The 24377-nt window shown below is 71.1% G+C and carries 28 protein-coding genes; 12 read left to right on the top strand and 16 right to left on the bottom strand.

The genetic code is table 11. From position 1 onward, the window contains the following. Positions 1-25 precede the first annotated feature (25 nt). The 7 genes from CRP55_RS50110 to CRP55_RS50080 form a co-directional block, all read right to left on the bottom strand. Positions 26-919 carry an IS982 family transposase gene (locus CRP55_RS50110; RefSeq protein WP_097327380.1) on the bottom strand — a complete coding sequence of 298 codons (894 nt, stop codon included), beginning with the start codon at positions 917-919 and terminating at the stop codon, positions 26-28. A gap of 137 nt (positions 920-1056) precedes the next feature. Further along, positions 1057-1989: an ABC transporter ATP-binding protein gene (locus CRP55_RS50105; protein WP_245924004.1), complete on the bottom strand. Its 933-nt coding sequence runs from the start codon at positions 1987-1989 to the stop codon at positions 1057-1059. Beyond that, positions 1982-2779: an ABC transporter ATP-binding protein gene (locus tag CRP55_RS50100; RefSeq protein WP_097329186.1), complete on the bottom strand. Its 798-nt coding sequence runs from the start codon at positions 2777-2779 to the stop codon at positions 1982-1984. Before CRP55_RS50100 ends, CRP55_RS50105 begins: the two co-directional genes overlap by 8 nt. Continuing rightward, positions 2776-3738, bottom strand: coding sequence for an ABC transporter permease (locus CRP55_RS50095; protein ID WP_097329185.1), 963 nt, complete (start codon positions 3736-3738; stop codon positions 2776-2778). The genes CRP55_RS50100 and CRP55_RS50095 overlap by 4 nt, the downstream gene beginning before the upstream one ends. Beyond that, complete coding sequence (locus CRP55_RS50090; RefSeq protein ID WP_097329184.1) at positions 3735-4691, bottom strand: ABC transporter permease; 957 nt, start codon at positions 4689-4691, stop codon at positions 3735-3737. The genes CRP55_RS50095 and CRP55_RS50090 overlap by 4 nt, the downstream gene beginning before the upstream one ends. Then, on the bottom strand, positions 4691-6187 hold the full coding sequence (locus tag CRP55_RS50085; protein ID WP_097329183.1) for an ABC transporter substrate-binding protein: 1497 nt from the start codon (positions 6185-6187) through the stop codon (positions 4691-4693). The genes CRP55_RS50090 and CRP55_RS50085 overlap by 1 nt, the downstream gene beginning before the upstream one ends. Continuing rightward, entirely contained in the window at positions 6184-6861 is a 678-nt protein-coding gene (locus CRP55_RS50080) for a DUF1684 domain-containing protein (protein WP_097329182.1), read from the bottom strand. Before CRP55_RS50080 ends, CRP55_RS50085 begins: the two co-directional genes overlap by 4 nt. A gap of 192 nt (positions 6862-7053) precedes the next feature. Between CRP55_RS50080 and CRP55_RS50075 the strand changes: the two genes are divergently transcribed. Continuing rightward, positions 7054-8403, top strand: a complete 1350-nt coding sequence (locus tag CRP55_RS50075; protein ID WP_179855706.1) for an FAD-dependent oxidoreductase — start codon at positions 7054-7056, stop codon at positions 8401-8403. On the opposite strand, the gene CRP55_RS50070 is transcribed toward CRP55_RS50075, so the two are convergent. Then, positions 8400-9590 (bottom strand): hypothetical protein, encoded by a 1191-nt coding sequence (locus tag CRP55_RS50070; RefSeq protein ID WP_097329181.1) that lies wholly within the window; start codon positions 9588-9590, stop codon positions 8400-8402. The two genes, CRP55_RS50075 and CRP55_RS50070, sit on opposite strands and share 4 nt — an antisense overlap. Positions 9591-9608: 18 nt before the next feature. Beyond that, positions 9609-9818: a winged helix-turn-helix transcriptional regulator gene (locus CRP55_RS50065; protein ID WP_281260873.1), complete on the bottom strand. Its 210-nt coding sequence runs from the start codon at positions 9816-9818 to the stop codon at positions 9609-9611. A gap of 42 nt (positions 9819-9860) precedes the next feature. Here CRP55_RS50065 and CRP55_RS50060 point away from each other — a divergent pair, with 42 nt between their 5' ends. The 4 genes from CRP55_RS50060 to CRP55_RS50045 all read left to right on the top strand — a co-directional run bounded on the left by CRP55_RS50060 (position 9861) and on the right by CRP55_RS50045 (position 13592). Continuing rightward, on the top strand, positions 9861-10226 hold the full coding sequence (locus CRP55_RS50060; protein ID WP_097329179.1) for a DoxX family protein: 366 nt from the start codon (positions 9861-9863) through the stop codon (positions 10224-10226). Between the two features lie 12 nt (positions 10227-10238). Beyond that, entirely contained in the window at positions 10239-11102 is an 864-nt protein-coding gene (locus CRP55_RS50055; RefSeq protein WP_097329178.1) for an LLM class flavin-dependent oxidoreductase, read from the top strand. 78 nt (positions 11103-11180) lie between these two features. Next, entirely contained in the window at positions 11181-11909 is a 729-nt protein-coding gene (locus CRP55_RS50050) for a S1 family peptidase (protein WP_097329192.1), read from the top strand. 69 nt (positions 11910-11978) lie between these two features. Then, complete coding sequence (locus CRP55_RS50045; RefSeq protein WP_097329191.1) at positions 11979-13592, top strand: PAS domain-containing protein; 1614 nt, start codon at positions 11979-11981, stop codon at positions 13590-13592. Between the two features lie 29 nt (positions 13593-13621). Here CRP55_RS50045 and CRP55_RS50040 read toward each other — a convergent pair whose 3' ends face one another. Beyond that, positions 13622-14155, bottom strand: coding sequence for a snapalysin family zinc-dependent metalloprotease (locus CRP55_RS50040; RefSeq protein WP_097329177.1), 534 nt, complete (start codon positions 14153-14155; stop codon positions 13622-13624). A gap of 160 nt (positions 14156-14315) precedes the next feature. Between CRP55_RS50040 and CRP55_RS50035 the strand changes: the two genes are divergently transcribed. Both CRP55_RS50035 and CRP55_RS50030 read left to right on the top strand, forming a co-directional pair. Next, positions 14316-15260, top strand: a complete 945-nt coding sequence (locus tag CRP55_RS50035) for an aldo/keto reductase (protein ID WP_097329176.1) — start codon at positions 14316-14318, stop codon at positions 15258-15260. Positions 15261-15357: 97 nt separating this feature from the next. Next, complete coding sequence (locus CRP55_RS50030; protein ID WP_097329175.1) at positions 15358-15609, top strand: type B 50S ribosomal protein L31; 252 nt, start codon at positions 15358-15360, stop codon at positions 15607-15609. A gap of 55 nt (positions 15610-15664) precedes the next feature. On the opposite strand, the gene CRP55_RS50025 is transcribed toward CRP55_RS50030, so the two are convergent. Then, positions 15665-16966, bottom strand: a complete 1302-nt coding sequence (locus CRP55_RS50025; protein WP_097329174.1) for an FtsX-like permease family protein — start codon at positions 16964-16966, stop codon at positions 15665-15667. Next, the gene (locus CRP55_RS50020) at positions 16963-17694 is read right to left on the bottom strand and encodes an ABC transporter ATP-binding protein (RefSeq protein WP_097329173.1); all 732 of its coding nucleotides are present in this window, start codon (positions 17692-17694) and stop codon (positions 16963-16965) included. The genes CRP55_RS50025 and CRP55_RS50020 overlap by 4 nt, the downstream gene beginning before the upstream one ends. A 95-nt stretch (positions 17695-17789) precedes the next feature. On the opposite strand from CRP55_RS50020, the gene CRP55_RS50015 reads away from it, so the two are divergent. Further along, complete coding sequence (locus tag CRP55_RS50015) at positions 17790-18716, top strand: TetR/AcrR family transcriptional regulator (protein ID WP_245924003.1); 927 nt, start codon at positions 17790-17792, stop codon at positions 18714-18716. On the opposite strand, the gene CRP55_RS50010 is transcribed toward CRP55_RS50015, so the two are convergent. Together CRP55_RS50010 and CRP55_RS50005 are read right to left on the bottom strand one after the other, a co-directional pair. After that, entirely contained in the window at positions 18659-19258 is a 600-nt protein-coding gene (locus CRP55_RS50010) for a mycothiol-dependent nitroreductase Rv2466c family protein (protein ID WP_097329171.1), read from the bottom strand. The genes CRP55_RS50015 and CRP55_RS50010 overlap by 58 nt on opposite strands. Before the next feature lie 78 nt (positions 19259-19336). Then, a complete protein-coding gene (locus CRP55_RS50005) occupies positions 19337-20125 on the bottom strand; it encodes an SDR family NAD(P)-dependent oxidoreductase (RefSeq protein WP_097329170.1) in 789 nt (262 codons plus the stop codon). A 105-nt stretch (positions 20126-20230) separates the two neighbouring features. On the opposite strand from CRP55_RS50005, the gene CRP55_RS50000 reads away from it, so the two are divergent. Beyond that, positions 20231-20827 carry a helix-turn-helix transcriptional regulator gene (locus CRP55_RS50000; RefSeq protein ID WP_218855192.1) on the top strand — a complete coding sequence of 199 codons (597 nt, stop codon included), beginning with the start codon at positions 20231-20233 and terminating at the stop codon, positions 20825-20827. Between the two features lie 90 nt (positions 20828-20917). Then, complete coding sequence (locus CRP55_RS49995) at positions 20918-22123, top strand: acyl-CoA thioesterase/bile acid-CoA:amino acid N-acyltransferase family protein (RefSeq protein ID WP_179855705.1); 1206 nt, start codon at positions 20918-20920, stop codon at positions 22121-22123. On the opposite strand, the gene map is transcribed toward CRP55_RS49995, so the two are convergent. Next, positions 22103-22900 (bottom strand): type I methionyl aminopeptidase, encoded by a 798-nt coding sequence (gene map / locus CRP55_RS49990; RefSeq protein ID WP_097329168.1) that lies wholly within the window; start codon positions 22898-22900, stop codon positions 22103-22105. The two genes, CRP55_RS49995 and map, sit on opposite strands and share 21 nt — an antisense overlap. Before the next feature lie 42 nt (positions 22901-22942). Between map and CRP55_RS49985 the strand changes: the two genes are divergently transcribed. Together CRP55_RS49985 and CRP55_RS53765 are read left to right on the top strand one after the other, a co-directional pair. Further along, positions 22943-23209, top strand: a complete 267-nt coding sequence (locus CRP55_RS49985; protein ID WP_097329167.1) for a helix-turn-helix domain-containing protein — start codon at positions 22943-22945, stop codon at positions 23207-23209. 25 nt (positions 23210-23234) lie between these two features. After that, positions 23235-23402: a hypothetical protein gene (locus tag CRP55_RS53765; RefSeq protein ID WP_179855704.1), complete on the top strand. Its 168-nt coding sequence runs from the start codon at positions 23235-23237 to the stop codon at positions 23400-23402. A gap of 25 nt (positions 23403-23427) precedes the next feature. On the opposite strand, the gene CRP55_RS49980 is transcribed toward CRP55_RS53765, so the two are convergent. Further along, positions 23428-24264, bottom strand: coding sequence for a helix-turn-helix transcriptional regulator (locus CRP55_RS49980; protein ID WP_179855703.1), 837 nt, complete (start codon positions 24262-24264; stop codon positions 23428-23430). Positions 24265-24377: the final 113 nt, after the last annotated feature.

The raw sequence follows: 24377 nt of genomic DNA, 5'->3' as shown, positions 1-24377 counted from the left end.
CTAGACGAGTAAGTCCTTATTCGGATTAGTGGTCGTAGGCGATCAGTGACCTGGTCAGGGGTTGTCCGGTGGTGCGGTTGTGCCAGATCGCGGCGGTCATGGCGAGCAGGCGTTGGGCGACGCGGGCGCCGACGCCTTCGATGCTGCGGCCGCCGTGCAGTTCCAGATCGAGTTGGCCTTTGAGCGTGTCATTGACTGACTCGATCAGCTGACGAACGGGTTTGAGCAGGTGCTCACCGGGGTGTGGGGTGCGGTTGCGGTAAGACGGTCGCAGCAACCGGATTCCACGCTCGGTCAGCCACCGGTCGAGTTCGGCGGACACGTAGCCCTTGTCAGCGATGATGATCTGCCCGGCCCGCGACGTCAGTAGCTGTGGATCTTCCTCCAGAGCGGCGGCCAGGACGTGCCGCTCATCGGTCTTGGCGGTGGCCAGGGACCAGGCGATCGGCAGCCCGGCCGGGGTGCAGATCAGATGCAGGCGCAGTCCCCAGAAGAACCGCGAGTGTGACGAGCAGTAGCCGTAGCCGGCCCAGCCGGCCAGCTCGGAGCGTTTGACGGTCGGCCGGGACCGTCCGCATTCCACCGGCGTGGAGTCGGTGACCCACACATCGTCGTGCCACAGATCGGTGTCGGCGGCGATCAGCCGGATCGCTCGTTTCAGCAACGGCAGCGCCGCTCGCAAACGCTTGTTGTAGCCCGATTGCCCGGGCAGATAGGGGAACGCGCCGGGTAGATGCCGTGGCAGGAACCGTAGCCACCGGGCCTCCGAGCGGATCCCGAGCAGGGCCTGAGCCACCGCCACGGTCAGCAGTTCAGCGTCGGAAAGCCTGGGTGGGCGCCCGACCCGAGGTGGCCGCCCGAGCCAGTCGTCGATCTTCACGTACAGTGCGGTCAGAAGGGTGTTGAGGTCTGTCGTCACAAACGGATCATCAACACCCTTCACCTTTACGCCTGACTACATCTGCACGTATGCATGTCACCTGCACACGACATGTGTGCAGTGCACCTGTGCATGTACACGCGACTAGAAGGCGTTAGGAATTACTCGTCTAGGACTCAGCCCGGGAGCCGGGGCACGCTGGACAAGAGCCTTCGGGTGTACGGATGGGACGGGGCGCCCAGCACTTGGGACGTCCCGCCCTGTTCGACCAGCCGCCCTCGCTCCAGCACGGCCGTGTGTTGGCAGAGTTCGGCCACGACGCCGAGGTCGTGCGAGACCAGCAGGATCGTCAGGTCGCGGTCGGCGCACAGCGACGACAGCAGGTCGACGATGCGGACCCGGGTGGTCAGGTCGAGGGCGCTCACCGGCTCGTCGGCCAGCAGGACCTTCGGGTGGCAGACGATGGCCCGGGCGATGGCGATCCGCTGCCGCTGGCCGCCGGAGAACTCGTGCGGATAGCGGCTCGCCGTGTCGGCCGGCAGCCCGACGGCGTCCAGCGCCTCGGCCACGCGGGCCGGGTCGGCGCCCAGGCCCAGTCCGCGCAGGGGCTCGGCCACGATGCGGCCGATCTTGTGGCGGGGGTCCAGGGAGGAGTACGGGTCCTGGAAGACCGCCTGGACGGAACGCCGGTAGTCCCGCAGCCGCCCGCGCGTCAGCGGCTGCCCGCCGAACGTGATGGTGCCGGTCGACGGCGTGGCCAGCCCGAGCAGCAGCCGCAGCAGCGTGCTCTTGCCGGCGCCGGACTCGCCCACGAGAGCGACGTTGCGGCCGGCCTCGACGGCCAGCGACACGTCGGTCAGCGCGGGAGCGCCGCCGCGATACGAGAAACCGACACCCTCGGCCGCGACCAGAGGCGCCCCGGACGAGGCCCCAGCCGCGGGGGATGCCGGGCGTGCGGCGCCGGGATCAGTGGAGGCCGCGGGGGATGCCGGGCGTGCGGCGCCGGGGTCGGCGGAGGCCGCGGGGGATGCCGGGCGTGCGGCGCCGGGGTCGGCGGAGGCCGCGGGGGATGCCAGGCGCGTGGCGTCGGGGCGGGGCGAGTCAGTCACGGGCGGTCCGCTCCAGGGCGGCGTCGAAGCGGCGGGCGCTGTCGACGAGGGTTCGGGTGTAGGGATGTGCCGGGCCGGCGATCAGCGAGGAGATCGGGCCCGACTCGACGATGCGGCCACCGCGCATCACGTGGGTGTCGCGGATGACCCGGGCCGCCACCGGCAGGTCGTGGGTGATGAAGACCAGTGCGGTGCCGTGGGCGGTGGCCAGGCGGTCGAGCAGGTCGAGGATCTCGGCCTGCACTGTCACGTCGAGCGCGGTGGTCGGCTCGTCGGCGATCAGCAGGCGCGGGCGGCAGGCGAGCGCCATCGCGATGGCCACCCGCTGGCGCTGGCCGCCGGAGAGCTGATGCGGGTACGAGCGGGCGATCCGGTCGGTGTCGTCGAGGAGCACCTCCCGCAGCGCGCCGTGGACCGCTTCACGCAGCACCGGGCCGCGCAGGCCCCGGACGCGGCGCAGCGGCTCGGCGATCTGCCGGCCGGCCCGCATGAGCGGGTTCAACGCGGTGAGCGGCTCCTGGAAGACGATCGCCGCCACCGGGCCGCGCACCGCCGTGCGCTGCCGCTCGGTCCCCCCGATCATGTCGACCCCGTCGAGGCGTACCTCTCCGGTCGCCGTCAGGCCCGGCGGAAGCAAGCCGGTGACCGCGAGGGCCGTCAGGGATTTGCCCGACCCGGACTCGCCGATCAGGCCGACCCGGTCGCCCTGGGCCACGGTGAAGGAGATGTCGTCGACGAGCGTCGTGCCGCCGCTGCGAACGGTCAGCCCGGAAACGGTGAGCAGACTCATCGGAGCCCCCGGCGAACAGAGTCGGAGCCGTCGGCAGGAGCGGAATCGGAGCCGTCGGCTGAAGCGGCGGTGAGGGCCGGATCGACGACCGTCGTGTAGTCGGCCAGGTCGAAGGGATCCGGGGTGTCCGCGGGTGCGGCGGCGCGGCCCCGGCGGCGGGCCGGGTCGGTCAGGTCGCGCAGGCCGTCGGCGGTCAGGTTCATGCCGACCACCAGCACCACCAGGGCGATGCCGGGCGCCAGCGCCGCCACCGGCGAGGTCAGCACGGTGGCCTGGGCCTCGTACAGCATGCGGCCCCAGGAGGCGTTCGGCGGCGGCGTGCCCAGGCCCAGATACGACAGGCTCGCCTCGGCCAGGACGGCCAGGCCGGCCTGCAACGCCAGGTTCACCATCACGACCGGGCCGATGTTGGGCAGGATGTGCCCGGCCACGATCCGCGGCCATGACACACCGGCGATCCGGGCCGCGGTGATGTAGTCGCGGGCCAGCACCTGCTTCACCAGCACCCGCACCAGCCGGGCCACGATCGCGGCCATGGCCAGGCCGATGGCCAGGATCGCCGTGCCCAGCGAGGCGCCCGTCCCGGCCACGATCAGCATCGCCAGCAGCAGGGTCGGGAACGCGATCAGGATGTCCAGCACCACCGCGAAGGCGTCGTCGAGCCAGCGCTGGGCGAAACCGGCGAGGAGCCCGGCGCTCACCCCGAGCACGCCGCCGACCGCGACCGCGCCCAGCGCCGTGCCGATCGCGATGCGGCCGCCGATCAGCAGCTGGGTGAACAGGTCCCGGCCGAGCTTGTCCGTGCCCAGCAGATGGTCGCCGCTGGGCGGGGTCAGGCGACCGCCCGAGGTGTCGTCCGGGGCGTAGGGCAGCCAGACGTACGAGATGAGCACCGCACCGGCGACGATGAGCACCAGCGCGAGCCCGATGACCAGGTGAAGGGAACGGCGACGGCTCACGAGGCGCTCCGATGCAGCAGGCGGGGGTCGACCAGGCGCTGCGACACGTCGCCGAGGAAGCCGACCACCAGCACGGCCGCGGTGCTGACCAGCATCACGCCCTGGATGACCGGGAAGTCGTGCTCGCCGATGGCCTTGACCAGCAGGCCGCCCAGGCCGGGCAGCGCGAACACGCTCTCCACGACCACCGCGCCCAGGAACGTCGTCGCCAGTTCCATGGCGAGCACCGCGATGACCGGCACGGCCGCGTTGCGCAGCCCGTGCCGCCACAGGGCACGCGCGGGGGAGGAGCCGAGCGACCGGGCCGTACGAAGGTAATCGGCGCCCTTGACCTCGAGGACCGACGCCCGGACGTACCGGATGAGGGAGGCCGACATGACCAGCGCGACCGTCACGACCGGCAGGACCAGCGATTCGGCCGCCGCCGGGAAGTCGGCCCAGCCGTCGGGCGGGAAGCCGCCGGCCGGAAGCACCTGCAGCTTCAACGCGAACACGGTGACCAGCAGCAGTCCCACCCAGAAGGCGGGGACCGCGATGCCGAACTGGGCCACCGCGTTCAGCACCACGCCGTACCACCGATCGGCCCGGACCGCGGCCAGCGTGCCCACCGGCACCGCCACCGCGACCGCGAGCACGAACGCGGCCAGGGTCAGCGGCACCGTGACCGGCAGCCGGGCCGCGATCTCCGGCGCCACCGGCAGCTTGCTGATCAGCGAGGTGCCGAGGTCGCCCGAGAACAGGTCGCCGAGCCAGGTGAGGAACTGGGTGAGCAGCGGCTCGTTCGTGCCCAGCTCCCGCCGGGCGGCCTCGATCTGCTCGGGGGTCGCGCCCACCGGCAGCAGGGCGTTGGCGGGGTCGCCGGGCAGGAGCCGCAGCAGCACGAACAGCGCCACCGCGGCGAGGAACAGCGATCCCAGCAGGATCGCTGCCCTTCGCAGCAGGTAGCGGGTCATCAGCTCTTGACGATGTCGTACGCCGGGAACTGAGCGTTCAGGCCGTTGAGGGGATATCCGGACAGCTTCGACGAGGCGACCACGATCTGCGGGTAGAGGTAGAGCCAGTCGCTGGCCGCGTCGGTGGCGATCTGCTTGTTGGCCTGCTTCAGCAGCGCGGTCTGCTCGTCGGTCGTCTTGGCCTGCTCGGCCTGGTTGACCAGGCTGGTGACCTGCTTGTTGTCGTAGCCCCAGTAGAAGGTGGGGTCGCCGTACCAGACCACGTCCCGATCGTTGACGTGCTCCTGCATCGTCGCCTGGAAGTCACGCTTCTGGTACACCTTCGTGTACCACTGGTCGGCCGTGATCGTGTTGATGTTCACCGTGACGCCGACCTTCGCGAGCTCCGACTTGATGAAGGTCGCCGCGGTCGGGTGCGGGTCGTAGTTCGGCGTGTCCAGGGTGAAGGTGAAGCCGTTCGGGAAGCCGGCCGCGGTCAGCTTGGCCTTGGCCGCGTTCACGTCGTACGCGTTGACCGAGGTCAGATCCTCGTACCACGGGTCGGTGGGCGGGACCATGGAGCCGATCACCGTGCCGTACTCGCCCCAGATGCTGTTGAGCAGTTTCTTCTTGTCGATCGCCTGGGTGATCGCCTGGCGTACCTCGACCTTGTTGAACGGCGCGACCTTGTCGTTGAAGGCCAGCAGCAGCTTGGTCGTCGACTTGCCGTCGTTCACCTTGTACGAGGTGTTGTTCTTGAACTGGGCCAGCGCGTCCGGGCTCTGCTCGCTGGTGACGACGTCCACGGCGTTCGTCAACAGCGCGTTGTTCAGCGCCGTGGCGTCCGTGTAGTAGTGGAAGACCACACCGGCGTTCTTCGCGGGCGTACCCCAGTAGCCGTCGAACTTGGTCAAGGTGAGCGTCGAGCCGCGCTTCCATTCACCCAGCTTGTACGGCCCGGTGCCGTCCGCCTTCGTCGTCAGATCAGTCGCCTGGGAGTTGACGATCCAGACGTAGCTGAGGTTGTAGACGAACGAGATGGACCGCTTGGAGAGCGTGACCACCACGGTCGAGTCGTCCGGGGTGGCGATGCTCTTGACGACCTCGAGGTTGCTCTTGCGGGCCGACTTCGAGTTCTCGGCGGTGACCCGCTCGATGCTCGCCTTGACGTCGGCCGAGGTCAGGGCCTTGCCGGACTGGAACTTGACGTTCGGCTGAAGGGTGAACGTGTAGGTCAGGCCGTCGTCGCTGACCTTCTCGCTCTTGGCCAGCAGCGGCTCGACCTTGCCGTCGTCGGTGAGCTTGTAGAGCCCTTCGTAGACGTTGCCGTTGAGCGCCTCGGTGACGCCCTGGCCGCCGCCGGCCGTGTTGTCCAGGTTCTGCGGCTCATAGACCGAGCCGACCTGAATCGTGGCATTTGTGGGGGTCGAGGACGACGAGTCGCCGCCCGAAGAGCCGCAAGCCGCCACCACGCTCAGCGCGGTCACCGCCGCGAGCGAGGCCAAGAGCCTTCTCATACTGCGTATCCATTCTTGAACAGAGGGAGCTTCTCGCCGGCGAGGACCGGGACGGCGATGCGGTTCTGCGGTGGCGGCATCGGGCAGTTGTAGGCCGCGGAGAACCCACACGGCGGCACGAACGCCCGGTTGAAGTCGAGAACGATCTTGTTGGTCCCCGGCGTGAGTGTGGGGAACAGGAAACGGCCGGAGTGGTAGGTCTCGGTGCCGTTCGTGGGGTCGCCGAAGACCAGCAGGAGAGTGCCCTCGTCGTCGAAGGCGCTCAGGTTGTAGTCGCGCCCGGCGATGGTGAGGTGAATATCACCCGGCACCGGAAGGTCACGGGTGCGGCCCTCGTCGCGGGCGTGCTCGAAGGGCAGGTGGCGGGCCCCCGGCACCTCGGTCCAGGTGCCCTCGAGCACCCAGTCCTGGGAATATGCGTACGCGTCAATGCCTGCGAAGGCACGGATCGCCGGCGACTCGGCGTCCCAGAGGCGGACGCCGCGCTGCTCGATGCCCGTGATCAAATCACGTCGGGCCAGCGTGCTGGCGGTTACTGTGGGTGGCTGATCCTCGAGAATCGAAGCCGGGTCGTCGGCGCCCCAGCGGGTCTCGACCAGGGCGAGATTGCCGGTGGGCGCGGTGACCGAGCGCTCGCGCGCCTGTCGCCACGCAGCGTGTTCGTCTGCCGTCATGGAGGGGCCTCAACTAGTTGATCATGGTGTCTGCCATCGCAACCCTACATTCCCCATGGGTTTAATAGCACGGTGGGTCTCGTCACGCTGCGCGACGGAATATCACCCGGCGGGACCTGATTTGATCTGAACCTAGGTTGAGGTTTTACAGTTAGGTTTGCCTAACGTCGATCTTGTTAAGGAACCGCGACCATGAACCGCCCTCTGCGGGTTGCCGTCATCGGCGCCGGCCCGGCCGGCATCTACGCCGCCGACCACCTCATCAAGGCCGTCGAGAACGTCACCGTCGACATCTTCGACAAGCTCCCGACCCCCTACGGTCTGATCCGATACGGCGTCGCGCCGGACCACCCGCGCATCAAGGAGATCATCAAGGCTCTCCACCGGGTGATGGACAACCCGCGGATCCGCTTCATCGGCAACGTCGCCTACGGCGTGGACGTCAAGCCCGAGGAGATGAGCCGCTTCTACGACGCGACGATCATCGCCACCGGCGCCGAGAAGGACCGCGAGCTCGACATCCCCGGCATCGACAAGCTGGGCAGCTACGGCGCCGCCGACTTCGCGTCCTGGTACAACGGGCACCCCGACGTGTCCCGCGACTGGCCGCTGACCGCCCAGAAGGTCGCCGTGATCGGCGCCGGCAACGTCGCCGTCGACGTGGCCCGGATCCTGGCCAAGACGGCCGACGAGCTGCTCGAGACCGAGATCCCGGACAACGTCTACCAGCACCTGAAGAACAGCCCGGTCACCGACGTGCACGTCTTCTCGCGGCGCGGCCCGGCCCAGGTCAAGTTCACCCCGCAGGAGCTGCGCGAGCTCGACCACTCGCCGAACGTCGACGTCATCGTGCACCCCGAGGGCATCGAGTTCGACGAGGGCAGCCTCGAGGCGATGCGGCAGACCCGGCACGTCAAGATGTGCGTCGACATCCTGCAGAACTGGGCCGTCCGCGACCCCCGCGAGGACCGCCCGCGCCGCCTGCACCTGCACTTCCTCCAGGCGCCGGTCGAGGTTCTGGGCGACAACGGCAAGGTCGAGGGCCTGCGTACGGAGACGCAGGAGCTCACCGGCGACGGCTGGGTCCGCGGCACCGGCGAGTTCACCGACTGGGACGTCCAGGCCGTCTACCGCGCGGTCGGATATCTGAGCACCGCCCTGCCCGACCTGCCGTTCGACACCAGGACCGGCACCATCCCGCACGAGGCCGGCCGCATCCTCGACCTCGACGGCGAGCACATCCCCGGCATGTACGTCACCGGCTGGATCAAGCGCGGCCCGGTCGGCCTCATCGGCCACACCAAGGGCGACGCCGGCGAGACGATCACCAGCCTGCTGGCCGACGTCGACAAGCTGCCGACGGCCCCGTCGCGCGAGCACGACGACGTGACGAACTACCTGCGCGGCCGCGGCCTGCCCATCACCACCTGGGAGGGCTGGCAGAAGCTGGACGCGCACGAGATCACCCTCGGCGAGCCGCACGGCCGCCAGCGCATCAAGGTCGTCGCCCGCGACGAGATGACCGACATCTGCAACGGCTAGTTCGACGGGCCTTTCCGGTCCACGATCGGAAAGGCCCGCCGCACGTCGTCCAGGAAGACAGAGCGTTCCTGGGCGTACGTGGTCACGCCCGCCCACAGTGCCTCCAGCGCCGCCCGCAGCGGGTCCGGCTCGGCGGCCGCCCACAGCGCCGGGGCGGCCATGGCGACCCGGTCGACCGGGCCGTCGAGGAGGCGGGGCAGCCGCTTGTCCAGGCTCTCGTAGAGCGGGCGGAGCGAGACCTTCGAGTACGTCGTGGGCGCCGCACCCAGGATCCGCGTCCAGAGGGCCTTCGAGTCGGTGTACTCGGCCGGCAGCGGCTCGCCCCTCTCCAGTGCGGCCCACGCGGGCGCCATCCAGTCGAGATCCCCGACCCCGGCGTAGGCGAACGCCCGCCGGGCCGCCCAGATCGCGATCCGCCGCTGCGTCTCGTCGCCGGCCCCGGCCACCCCGTCGACCAGGTCGCGGTCGAGCCGGGCCATGCCGTGCACGTTGCCCTTGACCTGGCGCAGCCGGTCGCTCGGCGGGCGGCCGCCCCAGAGCCGCGCCTCCTCCCGCCGCCGGTACTCGGCCGCTCGGCGCGCCTGCTCCTCGCGCTCTCGCTCCACGGCCTCGACCTGCTCCCACAGCGTCGGCGGGGCCGCGAGCCCGGCGGCCCAGTTGTGCCAGTAGGCGGCCGAGGCGCTGGTCCGCCGGAGGATGGCGTCGCCCCGGTCCTTGTCGTCCGGCCAGAAACACAACAGGTAGCGGTCCGGGCGCTGATCCATGTACGTGTAGTCGCCGTCCTCGATCTCGTCCGGATCGAAGGCCCCGTACGGTTTGCTGCCCTCGTCCATGCCGGCCGCGCAGTACCGGACCCGGTACAGCCGCCGCGGAAGTCCCAGCTCGGCCAGGGCACCGTCGCCCCAGGGGACGAGGCCGACCGTGGCCGCCCGCGGCATGAAGGACACCTCGACGACCTCTTCCCAGGCCGGGCCGGCGGGCGGGGGCTCCACCTCGTACACCTCAATGGTGAAGTTGACCTGGCCCGAATGCGTGCCGGTCATGAGGAAGAGCGTGCCGGGATCGCCGGCGCCGCAGAGCCCGTTGACCTGGCCGGCGAACGCGCGGTCCATGTCGGGCAGCTCGCGGCTCGTCAGGTAGCCCTGGCCGTACGCGACCGGCAGCCGACCGTCGAAGAGGATTGGCATCGGTCGATCCTGCCATTGTCAGCCGTCGCGCTGTGTCCCGTACGCGGCGCGGCTGGCCTCGATCGCCGGCACGTGCTCGATGGCCCATCCGGCCAGCGCCAGCGCGGGCGCGATCAGGCTTCGGCCCATGGTGGTCAGCGCGTACTCGACCCGGGGCGGCACCTCGGCGTACGCCGTGCGGGAGACCAGGCCGTCGCGCTCGAGGTGGCGCAACGTCAGGGTCAGCATGTGCCTTTTGTAGGCCCTTCGAAAGTGCCGCATGATCCAACCATGCACATCGCCTACTGGATCGTCGCCGCGCTGCTCGCCCTCGTCTACCTGTACTCCGGCGGTCTCAAGGTGCTCCGGAGCCGCGACCAGCTGCGGCCGATGATGGGCTGGGTCGACACGGTTCCGCTGCCCTTGCTGCGGACGATCGGCGTGCTGGAGGTCCTGGGCGCCGTGGGCCTGATCCTCCCGCCACTGACCGGGATCCTGCCCGGGCTGGCCCTCGCCGCGGCCGCCGGGCTCGTGCTCGTCCAGATCGGCGGCATCGCGCTGCACCTCTCGCGCGGCGAGGCCCGGCTGATCGGCTTCAACATCGTGCTTCTCGTGCTGGCCGCCGTGGCGGTCTGGCTCGCGACCGTCTGGGTGTGATCATCTATCGGCATGACCAGGATCGGATTCATGTTCGACCGTGACCGGCAGCCCGAAGAGCTGACCGGCTTCGCCACCGACCTCGAGCGGCTCGGCGCGGACGACCTGTGGGTGATCGAGGACCTCGGCTGGACCGGCTCGATCAGCTCGGCCGCGCTCGCCCTGGCCGCCACCTCCCACCTGCGGGTGGGCATCGGCATCGCGCCGGTCGCCCTGCGCAACCCGGCGCTGCTGGCCATGGAGCTGGGCAACCTGGCCCGGGTGCACGAGGGCCGGCTGGTCGCGGGTGTCGGCCACGGCGTGCCGGACTGGATGCGCAAGGTGGGCGCCGAACGCACCCGCAAGCTGGCGCTGCTGGAGGAGACCATCGTGGGCGCGCGGGGTCTGCTGGCGGGGGAGACGGTGACCCTGCACGGCCAGGAGGTGACACTGGACGGCATCTCCCTGGTGCACCCGCCGCGCGTGGTCCCGCCGATCGTCACGGGCGTGGTGAAGCCGAAGTCTCTGGAGCTGTCGGGCCGCGTGGCCGACGGCACGATCCTGGCCGAGGGCGCCGGGCCGGCCGAGATCGCCGCTGCCCTCGCGCACATCGGGAAGGGCCGTGCCGCCGGCGACCGCCCGGCCCACGAGCTGATCGTCTTCACGTACCTGCGCACCGACGACTTCGAGGTGACCCGCGAGATGGTCGAGGGCCAGGCGGCCTGGCTCGGCGTGGACCCGTCCGAGGTCTTCTCGCTGATCGGCCCGGCCGAGGAGATCCCCGGCAAGATCGAGTCCCTGCGCGCGGCCGGCGCCGACACGATCGTGCTGCGCCCGCTCGGCCCGGACCCGCTGTCGCAGGTGCGCACGGCCATGCGGGCCATCGGCCCGCGGTAGGGTCCGGCTGGGATGTATCGATAGACGTCTATCAATGGCTACGGTTTGTCCTCCATCGAATTCGAGGAGGACAAACCGATGCGCATCCTCGCCCGAACGCTCGTCGCACTCTGCGTGGTGGCGGCCGGCCTGCTCACGCCGGCCGCCGCGAGCGCCGATCCCGGCGTCGGCACGAACGTCGTCAACGGCCGCCCGGCCAGCGAGAACTACTCGTTCATGGTCTACGTGTTGGGCTGCACCGGCTCGCTCATCAAGGCCAACTGGGCGGTCACGGCCAAACACTGCCCGACCCCTTCCTCCGTACGCGTCGGCAGTGTCGACCGGGCCGGCGGCGGCACCGTGGTCGCCGTGCGAAGGGCCGTCAACCACCCGTCGATCGACGTCAAACTCCTGGAACTGGCCAGCTCCGTGACCTACGCCCCCGCCCCGATCCCGACCGCGTCGGGTGCGGTCGGCACCGCGACCCGCATCATCGGCTGGGGTCAGACCTGCCCCACCCGCGGGTGCGGCTCCACCCCGCGCGTGGCCAACGAGCTCGACACCTCGATCGTGGCCGACAGCCGCTGCGCGGGCATCAACGCCGCGTACGAGATCTGCACCAACAACACGAACGGCAACGCCGGCGCCTGCTACGGCGACTCGGGCGGCCCGCAGGTCCGCGCCATCAGCGGCCGCTGGTCCCTGATCGGCGTCACCAGCCGGGCCGGCAACAACAGCTCGACCTGCGCCACCGCCCCGTCCATCTACGGCGACCTGCCCTCCATCCGTGCGTGGGTCAACACCCAGGTGGGCGGTCTTCCGGCCTGACAGGGCGACATGGACACACAGCGACGCCACTGGTACTAGTAGTGCGTGCTGAGGGCCATCGAATGGGCTGTGCTGGGGATCGGTAGCGCGGCCGCCATCGTCTACGGGGTCCGCCGCTACCGACCTGCCCGGCTCGGACCCTGGCTCCTTCTCGCCGGCGCCATCGTGGCCAGCGCCGCCGGCGACGTGCTGACCGCGCTGGATCACCCCGGCGTGGCCGATGTCTGCTTCTACGTCATGTGCGTATTGGTCGCCGGCGGCCTGCTGCAGCTGACCCGCATCGGAGCGATCCTGGTCGACCGGGCACGGCTCATCGACCTGCTCGCGCTGGCGTGCTCCACCCTGCTGGTGGTCTGGGTGTTCGCCGTCGGCGACGCCGGCCGGATCGGGGACGTCTCCGGGTCGTACGTCATCGGGGCCCTTCTGCTCCTCGCCGTCGTCGTCCGCGTGCTGGTCGCCGTGGGCCGCAACGTCTCGGCCACGCTGCTGGTCGCCGGCGCGGTGGGCGTGCTGGTCAGCGACATCGTGCAGCCGCTGTGGCCGGGCCGGCTGAGCGAGACCGGGTTCGTGGTGCTCTACCTGGCCTGGGGCGCCGCCGCGCTGCACCCGTCGATGGTGCGGCTCACCGAGCCCGCGACGCCGCGCCCGAGCCCGTGGCGGGGGCGCTGGGCCGCCCTGCTGGGCCTCTCGGTCGCCACCCCGCCGGTCGTCCTGCTGATCGAGGCGATCCACGGCACGGTCGGCGACGGTGTGGTGATCGCCGTCGCCGGCGCGATCACCCTGCTGCTGACCATCACCCGGCTGACCGACTCGGTGGCCCTGAACGGGCGGGCCCTGGCCCGCGAGCGCGGCCTGCGCCAGGCGAGCGCCGCCCTGGTCGCCGCGGCCGACACGGCGGCCGTCGACAAAGCCGTCCGCGCCGCGATCGCCGAGCTCATGCCGCCGGACGCCCTCCGCGGCACCGACTTCGCCGTCGACGACCGCCGGCTCCCGCTCGAGGCGGTGCCCGGCCCCGAGGCCGGCCCGCCGCCCCGCAGCTGGTGGATCGAGGGGGAGGACCGCGACTACGCCACGCTGGTCTGCCCGCTGCGGCTGGAGCCGCTCGCCGTGGCCCGCCCCAGCGGCGGCGCCCTGATCCTCGAGGGGCGCCGGGACACCCTCACCGCCACCCGCGACACCCTGGAGGTGCTGGCCGGTCAGGCCGCGCTCGCGCTGGACCGCATCTCCCTGGTCGAGGCGGTCGGCCGGCGCGACAGCGACCTCTATCTGCGCGCGGTGATCCGCAACAGCGCCAACATCATGGTGGTGGTCGACGAGGACCTGCGCATCCGCTACGCCAGCCCGTCACTGCGCGAGCTGCTGGGCGCCGAGGAGCTTCCGCCGCTGGCCACCCTCGACGACCTGGTGCATCCGGATGACCGCGACCAGCTGCGCCAGGCCTTCCGGGGCTCCGGCGACGGCGTGGTGTTCTGCTCGCTGGTGCGGGCCGACAAGACCCAGGTGCTGATCGAGGCCACCTACCGCGACCTGCGCGAGGACCGCCTGGTCCAGGGCTTCGTGGTGACGATGCGAAATTTCCCCCAGGGCCATGAGCCGGCCGCGCCGCCGCGCCATGGCGACAACCGGGAAACGGCACCGGCCCGGGTGAACCGGCGCAGCTCGCGACACAAGTTCCGCTACTGACGCCGGCCATCACCCGCTGAGACGGCCCCTCAGCCGGCCCAGGCGTAGACCTGGGGTGCCACTGCCGCGGCCGAGGCGAAGTTGCTGTTGACGGTGGTGGCCTCCCGGGTGTTCGGGTAGGCGTTGGTGCACGACACCGGGGCGCTGCTGCCGGACATCAGGTCGGCGCAGAGGCCGGTGCGACGGTCGGGCAGGCCGAGGATGTGGCCGAACTCGTGGGCGGCGATGCGGGCCTGGAAATAGCCGTCGTTCACCGCTTCGCGGCCCATGTACCAGCGGCCGTTGCCCAGGGACGTCGTATATGTGCGTGGCCAGCCGTTGTCGGCGTACACCCGGATGTTGGGGGTCTGGCCGGCCGAGACCGCCACCAGGCGCACGTTGGTGACCCGGCTGTTCCAGATCTGGGCGCCCTGGTCGACGACCGAGCGGAACTCCTGGGCCTGGCTCGCGTCGTAGTAGAGCACCCTGGGCGCGGCGGTGGCCGGCGCGGCGCTCGTGGCCTGCAGCCCGACGGCGGCGAGCGCGGTGGCGCACAGGGCCGCGGCGATCCTGCGTAACAGCATGGCGTCCTCCTCGGGGGGTCGGTGGTTCGAGCGTCCCCCTTGGATCGACATCAATCAATGTCAACGGGCATACCGGCTACGGACTCTGTGACATGTGATGCCGGTCCGCCGCGGCCGAGATAGCGTTCGGGGGTTGATCAACGGAAGGAAAATCAGGTCCATGGCGACTCTCGGAAACTCCGGCATCGACGTCTTCCCGCTCTCGCTGGGCGGCAACGTCTTCGGCTGGACCAGCGACAAAGACGCTTCATTCGAGGTGCTTGACCAGTACGTCTCCGGCGGCGGCAACTTCATCGACACCGCCGACGGCTATTCGGCCTGGGTGCCCGGCAACTCGGGTGGCGAGTCCGAGACGATCATCGGCGAGTGGCTGCGCTCGCGCGGCCACCGCGACCAGATCGTCGTCGCCACCAAGGTCAGCCAGCACCCGCAGTTCCGGGGCCTGTCGGCGACCACCATCGCGGCGGCGGCGGACGCCTCGCTCGGCCGGCTCGGTGTCGAGCACATCGACCTCTACTACGCGCACTACGACGACGAGTCGACCCCGCTGATCGAGACCGCGGCCGCGTTCGACGCGCTGGTCCGGGCCGGCAAGGTACGTGCCGTCGCGGTCTCCAACTACACCGGCGCCCGCATCCGCGAGTGGATCGAGATCGCCCGCCGCGAGGGCTTCGCCCTGCCCGTGGCCGTGCAGCCGCACTACAACCTGGTGGCCCGGGCCAACTACGAGACGGACATCGCCCCGGTCGCCGCCGCCGAGAACCTGGCCGTCGTGCCCTACTACGGCCTGGCCAGCGGCTTCCTGACCGGCAAGTACCGCACCACCGAGGACCTCTCGAAGTCCCCGCGCGGCGGGGGAGCGGCCGCCCTGCTCGAGAACGGCGGCCTCGACGTGGTCGGCGCCCTCGACAAGATCGCCCGCGATCGCGGCGCCGAGATCGCCACTGTGGCCCTGGCCTGGCTCCGTCAGCGCCCGCGGGTGGTCGCGCCGATCGCCAGCGCCAGCACCACCGCCCAGCTGCCGGCCCTGCTGGCCTCCGCCACCTTCGACCTGTCGGCCGACGAGGCCGCCGCGCTCGACGCCGCCTCCTCGAAGTTTGCGTAAATTAGCAGCTCAAGCCCTGTGACCCAGCAGTCACCGAGGCCGGAATAGTGTGACCCCGCGCCTGGTTGTGGTGGACGTCCCTTTGGAGGAGATAGCCATGAAGAACGGCATTCACCCGGACTACCACCGCGTCGTCTACCGCGACCGCAACGCTGACTTCGCCTTCCTCACCCGCTCGACGGAGACCAGCAGGAACTCCATCGAGTGGACCGACGGGCAGACCTACCCGGTGATCGACGTTCAGATCTCCTCGGCGAGCCACCCGTTCTGGACGGGCCGCACCCGGGTTCTGGACACCGCCGGGCGCATCGAGAAGTTCCGCGCCAAGTACGCGCGCCACGGCAAGTAAGTGACCATGCAAACGGCCCCGGCCTCAGGCCGGGGCCGTTTGCTGTAGGCGGGTGTCAGGCGCGGATCGCGGCGGTGGCCGGGCCCCGCAGCGTTCGGCGGGTCGTCTGGACCGTGGCGGCCGCGGTCAGCAGCACGGCCAGGGTGACGATGACCGCGTACTGCCACGGGCTCGCGTCCGGCCACAGGTGCCCGGCGCGGGCCGAGCCGAACGGGACGATGGTGAAGAGCGCGGCCACCGACCCGCCGAGCACACCCGTGATAGCGACCAGGACGACCTCGAGCGAGACCATCGCCAGCAGCTGACCGCGGGTGGCTCCCGCGAGGCGGTGCTGGGCGAACTCACGGCGGCGCCGGGCCGTGGCCGCGATGAGGGTGTTCACCAGCATCACCGCCACGAACAGGGCGATCATGCCGACCACCACGTAGTTCAGCGTCTGAATGTCCTGGGCGTACTCGGGCTGGATCTGGCCCTCGGCCGCCCGGTCCTCGATGCCCTGCATGTAGACCGTTCCGGTGGCCACCCCGGTGAACAGCACCACCGGCATCACCGCGCCGGCCAGCTGGCGCGACCGCGAGTGCACGCCGGTCACCGCGAGCTCACCGGCCACGCCGCCCAGGGCCCGCACGACCGGGCCGACGACGGCCGTGACCATCCGCAGCAGCTCGGGCGCCAGCAGGGCCAGGCCGATCGCCGCCCAGATCCCGGCCTGACCGGCCGTCTGCATCGCGTCGACGCCCTTGCCGTCCATCACCGTGGCCGTCAGGATCGAGCAGTTCGCCCCGGCGAGCAGGAACAGCACCGCCCCGATCCGGCGCAGGCGCGGTCTTTCCGGCTTGCCGCCGGCGTTTCCGGCCGTACGGCGGGCGGTCGCCCACGCCGCGGCCACCGCACCCAGCAGCGTCACGCCGAAGCCCGTTCCCAGGGCGATCGCGCCGAACTGGTAGCCGACGCCGGCGTCCACCTGGCCCGTGTCCTTGAGCAGCGACAGCAGCACACGGCCGAGCACCCAGCCGACCGGCACCGCGGCCGCCGAGGCGAGCACAGCGATCGCCGCCGCCTCCCCGACGATCATGCGGCGCAACTGGGGCCCGGTCGCGCCGGCCGAGCGCAGCAGCGCCACCTGATCGGCCCGCTGCCGCACCGACAGCGACAGGGTCGACGTGACCGCGAAGGCCACGATGACGAGGCACCAGCCGCCGCCGACCGTGGCCGTGGTCGTCAGCGACTCGGAGTCCCCGGTGTCCATCAGGGACGCGAAGGCCATGAGCAGGGCAGCGCCGAGGAAGGCGGACACGAAGGTGGCGATGAAGCCGCCCGGCCGGTGCTTCAGGTTCCGCAGCGCGATGGCGATCATGCCGCGATCCGGGTGGTGAGGTCGCCCAGGTGGGCGAGGCGCTCGGCCACAGCCTCGGCGGTCGGCCGGGCCAGCGACCCGGCCAGCCGTCCGTCGGCCAGGAACAGCACCGAGTCGGCGTGTGCGGCCGCCACCGGGTCGTGGGTGACCATCACGACCGTACGGCCGAATTCGTGCACCACGGCCCGCAGCAGCGTCAGAACCTCGCGGGCGCTGCGCATGTCGAGGGCCCCGGTCGGCTCGTCGGCGAAGATGACGGCCGGCTCGGTGACCAGCGCCCGCGCCACCGCCACCCGCTGGCGCTGACCGCCGGAGAGTCGCTCGGGCAGCTCGTGGGTGCGATCGCCGAGCCCCAAGCGGCCGAGGATCGCTTTCGGGTCCTTCCGGCGCTTTCCGGCCAGGCGCAAGGGAAGCAGCACGTTCTGCTCGACCGTCAGGGACGGCAACAGGTTGTAGTCCTGGAAGACGAAGCCGACCCGGCCGCGCCGGAACTTGGTGCGGGCGGTGTCCTTGGTGGCCGTCAGCTCGGTGCCGCCGATGAAGACCCGGCCCGCGGTCGGCTCGTCGAGCCCGGCCGCGCACTGCAACAGCGTGCTCTTGCCGGATCCGGACGGCCCCATGACCGCGGTGAACGTGCCCGAGGCGAAGGCCGCGGACACGCCGTCGAGGGCGGTCACCCCGTTGTCATATGTCTTGTACAGCGATTCCACACGGACCGCGTCATTCATGATGGTGCCCCTCCCGTGGTCGGATGAGTACACCGTACGAGCGCACTAGTCGCCGTGTCGGTAGTGCTAACTCCACCATGTGCTGCACTAGTGCGGTGGAACCCCTGTACCGGCGGATCGCCGCCTCCATCGAGGCCCAGATCAAAGACGGCGGCCCCGTGCCCTCGACGCGGCAGATCATGGCCACCCACGGCGTCGCCATGGCCACCGCCACCCGGGTCATCGCCCACCTGCGCGACACCGGCCTGGTCGAGACCCGGCCCGGCGCCGGCACGATCGTGTCCGGAAGCGCCGCCACACCACCGGACACGGACCAGGTCGTCGAGGCCGCCATCGCCATCGGCGACGCCGAGGGGCTGCCCGCGGTCTCCATGCGCCGCCTGGCCGGCGACCTCGGCATCCCGACCATGTCGCTCTACCGCTACGTGCAGGACAAGGAGAACCTGGTCCTGCTCATGATGGACCGGGTGATGGCCGACAACCCACCGCCGGCCGCGCTCGACCCGGACACCGACGACTGGCGGGCCTGCGTCGAGGCGCTGGCCCGGCTCCAGTGGTCGATGTACCGCGACCACCCCTGGCTGGCCCAGGCCGTCTCGTTCACCCGGCCCCTGCTCGCCCCGCACGCGATGGCGCACACCGAGTGGACGATGCGGGCGCTCCAGCGCCGCGGCTTCGACACGGAGACCCAGTTCAAGGCCGCGGTGACGATCGCCAACTACGTACGGGGCACGGCCGTCAACCTCGAGGAGGAGGCGCAGGCCGAGCAGGAGACCGGCATGACCGACCAGCAGTGGCTGGCCTCGCAGGGCGAACGGTTCGCGGCCGTCCTCGGCACGGGCAAGCTGCCGCTGATGGCCCGCTACATCACCGAGGGCGACCACGACTTCAACCTGGACGTGCTGCTGGAGTACGGCCTGCAGCGCCTCCTCGACGGCCTTGCCTCTCAGTCCGCCGAGCGTTCTCAGTCGAAGGAGAGCCCGCCGGTCCGGGTCCGCTTGAGCTCGAAGAAGCCGGGGTAGTTGGCCAGCGCCCGCGCCCCGTCGAAGATCCGTGCGGCTTCCTCGCCCCGCGGGATCTGGTTGAGGACCGGCCCGAAGAACGCGACCCCGTCGATGTGGATGGTCGGCGTGCCGACGTCCTCGCCGACCGGGTCCATGCCCTCGTGGTGGCTCTTGCGCAGCGCCTCGTCGTAGCGGTCGTCGCCGGCCGCGCCGGCCAGCGAGGCCGGCAGCCCGGCCTCGCTCAGCGCCTCGGGCACCACGGCGGCGAAGTCCTTGTTGCCCTGGTTGTGGATCCGTGTGCCGAGCGCCGTGTAGAGGTCGCGCAGCACCTCGTAGCCGTGCTCCTCGGCCGCCGCCGTGACGACGCGGGCCGTGCCGAGCGACCGGTCGACCAGGTCGCGGTACCAGTCGGGCAGCTCGCGCCCCTCGTTCAGCACGTACAGGCTCATCGGCTTCCAGTGCACTTCCAGCTCGCGCAGCGGCGAGACCTCGTGGATCCACCGCGACGTGATCCAGGCGAACGGGCAGGCGGCGTCGAAATAGAAGTCGACCCGGGTCATGAAGGCTCCTCAGTTGTGCTCGGCCCTCAGGCTAGATCCACCGGGATCCGGCCGGAGGGCCAAAGCCGCCTCAATCGTTTAGGCCAATGCGCGATCCAGCTCGGCCAGGCGCGCGTGCAGCGAGGCGCGGATGCCGGCGACCGCGTCGTCGCCCACCGCCAGGCGCAGCGGCGGGTCGGGCATCTCGGTCACCGCGACGATCGCGTCGGCCACCCGCGCCGGGTCCCCGAACGCGGACGGCGGCAGCTGGGAGAAGTCGGCGAGGAACTTTCCCACGGTCGGCGCGTACGTCTCGTCGGGCGCCACGGCGTGCACGGAACCGGCGAACCCGGTGGCGAACAGCCCCGGCTCGACCAGCGTGACGTGGACGCCGGCCGGGGCGAGCTCCGCCGCCAGCGCCTCGCTGAACAGCTCCACGGCCGCCTTCGACGCCGGGTAGAGGCCGGACGACGCCCAGGCGATCTGGCCGTTCATCGACGACAGCTGCACGATGCGCCCGCGCGAGGCGCGCAGGGCCGGCAGTGCGGCCCGCAGTACGGCCAGGTTGGCCAGCACGTTGGTGTCGAACAGGGCGCGGGCCTCGGCGCCGCTGATCTGCTCGACCGCGCCGAAGACCCCGTACCCGGCGTTGTTGACGAGCACGTCGAGCCCGCCGGCGGCCTCGACCGCGGCTCGCAGCGTCGGCTCGGCCTCGGGTGCGGTGATGTCCAGCGTGATCGGGGTGACCCGGCCGGCGAGCCCGGCCAGGAGGTCGCCGCGGCGCCCGACGGCGATGACGTGGGCGCCCCGGTCCAGCGCCCGCCGCGCCACGAGGCGCCCGAACCCGGAGGTGGCGCCGGTGATGAGCCAGTTCTCGGTGTTTTCCATGGCTCAATGGATCCACGCCGCCCGGCCGCCCGGAGCCGTGAAACTGGCCCGCTCAGGGCCACCCAACGGCGCCACGGGCGGCCGGGGGAGGGGCACCATGGGTGCATGGCGCACAACGAGGAGCTGAGCGAGTTCCTGCGGGGCCGGCGGGCGGCGCTGCGCCCCGAGGTGGAGCTCACCGGCCGGCGGGTGAAAGGGCTCCGGCGCGAGGAGCTGGCCTCGCTGGCCGGGGTGAGCGTCGACTACTACACGCGGCTGGAGCAGGGCCGGCCGATCAGCCCGTCCGAGGCCGTCCTCGACGCGATCGCGTCCGCCCTGCGCCTGGACGACGCCGAACGGGCGTACCTGCACACCGTGGCTCGCCGAACGCCCACCCGCCGCCGGGTCGCGCCGAAGGCGCAGTCGGTCCGTCCCGGCCTGCTCGCGCTCATCGAACAGCTCGGCGACGCTCCGGCCTTCGTTCTCGGCCGGCGTACGGATGTGCTGGCCAGCAACCGCATGGCCCGGCTCCTGATGGCCGACTTCCCGGCGATGCCGGCCCGCGAGCGCAACGCCGTCCGCTGGCTGACCCTCGACGAGGGCGCGCGCTCGCTGTTCGCCGCCGACTGGTGCCAGGTCGCCTCCGACATGGCCGGTGTGCTGCGCATGGACGCGGCCCGCCACCCCGACGACCCCAGGACGGCGACCGCGACCAGATGCTGATCGTCTTCCTGGCCACGCCGTCGTCGCCCGCCCGCCATGCCCTGGACCTGCTCGCGACCTGGGCCTGAACGATCGATTAGCATCGTCGTCATGCGCCGGATGATCGTGCCCGCGGCCCTGCTGCTCCTCGCCGGATGCGGTCACGGGCCGTCGGCGGCCCTCCACGTCGCCGCGACCACGGCGCTGTTCGACGCGCCGCTCGGCGTGACCCTCACCGGCCTTCCCGCTCATCACGACGTGGTCGTCCGGGCGACCGCGACGGACAAATCAGGCGCTCAATGGTCGTCGGCGGCCACCTTCGAGTCCAGCGGGGCCGGCACGGTCGATCCGGCCACCCAGGCGCCGGTCTCCGGTTCGTACACGGGGACGCACGACACCGGCCTGCTCTGGTCCATGACGAGCGAGGGCAAGACCTCCCTGAGCCCACCCCCGGCCGGTACGAAGGTGAGCCTGACCGCCACAGTGGACGGCGACCGGGTGGCCGGCGGCGAGCTGCTCCGGCTGCGCGACGCCCCCGGCGTCACCTCGCAGGACATCACGAAAGACTTCACCGGCACCTTCTACGCGCCGGCCGGCGCCGGCGAGAAACGGCCCGCCGTGCTCGCCTTCGGCGGCTCCGAGGGCGGCGCCGGCGGCGGCACCAGCAGCGCCCGCGCGCTGGCCGCGAAGGGCATCCCGGCCCTCGGCATCGGCTACTTCGACGTGCCCGGGCGGCCCGCCCACCTCGAGCGCATCCCCCTCGAATACTTCGCCACCGCCCTGCGCTGGCTGGCGAAGCAGCCCGGCGTCGACCCCGCGCGGATGTACGTCTACGGCGTCTCCCGCGGCTCCGAGGCCGCCCTGCTGCTCGGCGTGAACTATCCCGACCTGGTCCACGGCGTCGTCGCCGGCTCGCCCAGCAGCGTGGTCTACCCGGGCCTGCCGGACACGTCCCAGCCCGCGTGGACGTTCCACGGCAAGCCGATCCCGTCCATCGGGCTCTCGGAGGCCGGGATGGCCACGCCCCCGAAGACCCCGGCCGCCGTCATCCCGGTCGAGCGGATCCGCGGCAAGATCTTCCTGCTCTGCGGCGACGACGACAAGCTCTGGCCCAGCTGCGTCTTCTCCGGCGCCATCGCCGCCCGGCGCGGCGACCGGCCGTACACCGAAGTCACCGAGCCCGGCGCCGGGCACTACGTCGGCGATCCCATGCCGAACCAGCCGACCGCCCCCGGCGCACAGGTCGGGGGCAGTCAGCAGGCCGACGCCCTGGGACGTCTCGACGCCTGGCCGAAACTACTGAGCTTCCTGTCCTGACGGCTTCTCGCCCGGACGGCGGGTCAGCACGACCGGACCGGTTTCGGTGACGGCCACGGTGTGCTCCGAGTGGGCGGTGCGGGAGCCGTCGGACGACCGGATCGTCCAGCCGTCCTCGTCGAACCGGATCTTGTCGGTGCTGACCAGGAACCACGGCTCGATGGCGATGGTGAGGCCCGGGGTGAGCTTCATGCCGCGCCCGGCGCGCCCGTCGTTGGGGATGTGCGGGCTCTCGTGCATCGTGCGGCCGATGCCGTGCCCGCCGAACTCGGTGTTGACCCGGAAGCCGTACTGCTTGGCCACCGCGCCGATCGCGGCCGAGATGTCGCCCAGGCGGCCACCGGGCTGGGTGGCGGCGATGCCGGCCTCGAGGGCGACCTGTGTCGCCTCGATGAGGCGCAGGTCCTGCTCGGCCGGGGTGCCGACGATGACCGAGTACGCCGAGTCGGCCGTCCAGCCGTCGATGGCGACCGCCATGTCGAGGCTGAGCAGGTCGCCGTCGCGTAGCACGTAGTCGTGCGGCAGGCCGTGCAGGACGGCGTCGTTGACCGACAGGCACAGCACGTTGCGGAACGGCCCCTTGCCGAACGACGGCGCGTAGTCCCAGTACGACGACTCGGCGCCGCGCTCCTTGATGAGCCGGCGGGCGTGCTGTTCGAGGTCGAGCAGGTTGACGCCGACCGCGGCCGCGGCGCTGACCTCGGCCAGCACCTCGCCCACGAAGCGGCCGGTGACATGCATACGCTCGATCTCAGCGGAAGACTTCAACTCGATCACGGTATAGTTATACCACGTCGTTTTGGACGCTATAGTGACGGAATGGTTCGCCAACCGCACACCGCCGAACAGATCGCGGCCGGCCAGCGCCTTGGCATCGCCCTCCGGCAGGCCCGAGACGGCCGCAGCCTCGTCGAGGTGGCCGTCGCCGCCGGCATGTCCCCCGAGACCCTCCGCAAGATCGAGGTAGGCCGCCTCCCCGCCCCCGCCTTCGGCACCATCGTCCGCCTCAGCGAGGTCCTGGGCGTCCCCCTCGACACCTTGGCCGACGCCTGGCGCGCCGGCATGTATGTGGAAAAGGCCTCTTGAGTCACCCCTGGGGTGACATTCGGCCGTGACAAACCCGCGCCGCCGGTCCGCCGGTCGGGTCGAACGCCGCACGAACGTCCGACCGCAGGCCCTCAACGCGCTGACCGCGGCCGACGCCGTCGTCGCTTTCATGGGCGTACGCAATACGATCGCGCCACCCCAGCGCAACCGCCGGGTGCCGGACCGCTGGTGAGACAGTCGCCCAGGGGATCAAGCGATCAGCATCTCGCCGGCCTGGCCCCCGAGGTCGCGGCGAGTGATCCGAGCATGTGAAGCGCCTGTGCGTGGCTGCTTCCCGGCGCGGCGTGATGCACGATGAGCTGCAGGCCCGGCGCGCTGCGCACGTCGAAGGTCTCGTAGTCCAGCGTGATCAGGCCGATGTCGGGGTGGCGGAACTGCTTGGCCTCCCGGGTCTTGCCGCGCACGTCGTGGCGCTCCCACAACTGGCGGAACGCCGTGCTGCCCTCGGCCAGCTCGTCGAGCAGCGCGACAAGCCGAGGGTCGCGGGAATCGTGCCCGGCCGCCAAGCGAAGGTGCGCGGCCGCCGCGTGCGCCGCCCGGTCCCAGTCGACGTAGAACTCGCGGCCCACCGGGTCGAGAAAGGTCATCCGGGCCAGGTTGCCCGGTTCGGCGAACGCCGCGTGCAGGGCCGCGGCAAGGTCGTTCTCGGCCACGATGTCCATGGTGGGATTGATGATGTACGCCGGCGTCGCGCTCCATGCCTGCAGCAGCCCCGCCAGCTCGGGGTCGACCTGATCCGCCACCGGCGGCGGCTCGGCGGGCAGGCGCCCGGCGAGCCGGAACAGGTGTGCCCGCCCGTCCCCGGTCAGCTGGAATGCCCGGGACAGGGCGGCCACGACCTGCGCTGACGGGTGCCGTTCGCGGCCCTGCTCAAGCCGGGTGTAGTAGTCCACGCTGAGCCCGGCGAGCAGCGCCACTTCCTCGCGGCGCAATCCCGGAACCCGCCGGTAGCCCGATGTCGCCGGCGCGTCGCGGTCCGGGCGGATCGCCGCGCGGCGCCCCCGGAGGAAAATGCCCAGCTCGTTGCGATGCATGTCCCGACACTATGCGGTTCTGGCCGCGGCTTCCTGGGTGGTCCGCACCCAGGAAGCCCGCGGCCTGGTCACCTGGGGCCGTTGCCGCCGACGATGATCCGGCGCCGTGCGGC

This window comes from Paractinoplanes atraurantiacus, from assembly GCF_900215205.1.
GTDB lineage: Bacteria > Actinomycetota > Actinomycetes > Mycobacteriales > Micromonosporaceae > Actinoplanes > Actinoplanes atraurantiacus.
Note: the sequence above shows the minus strand (reverse complement) of the source record. Positions and strands in the feature narration are given on the sequence as shown.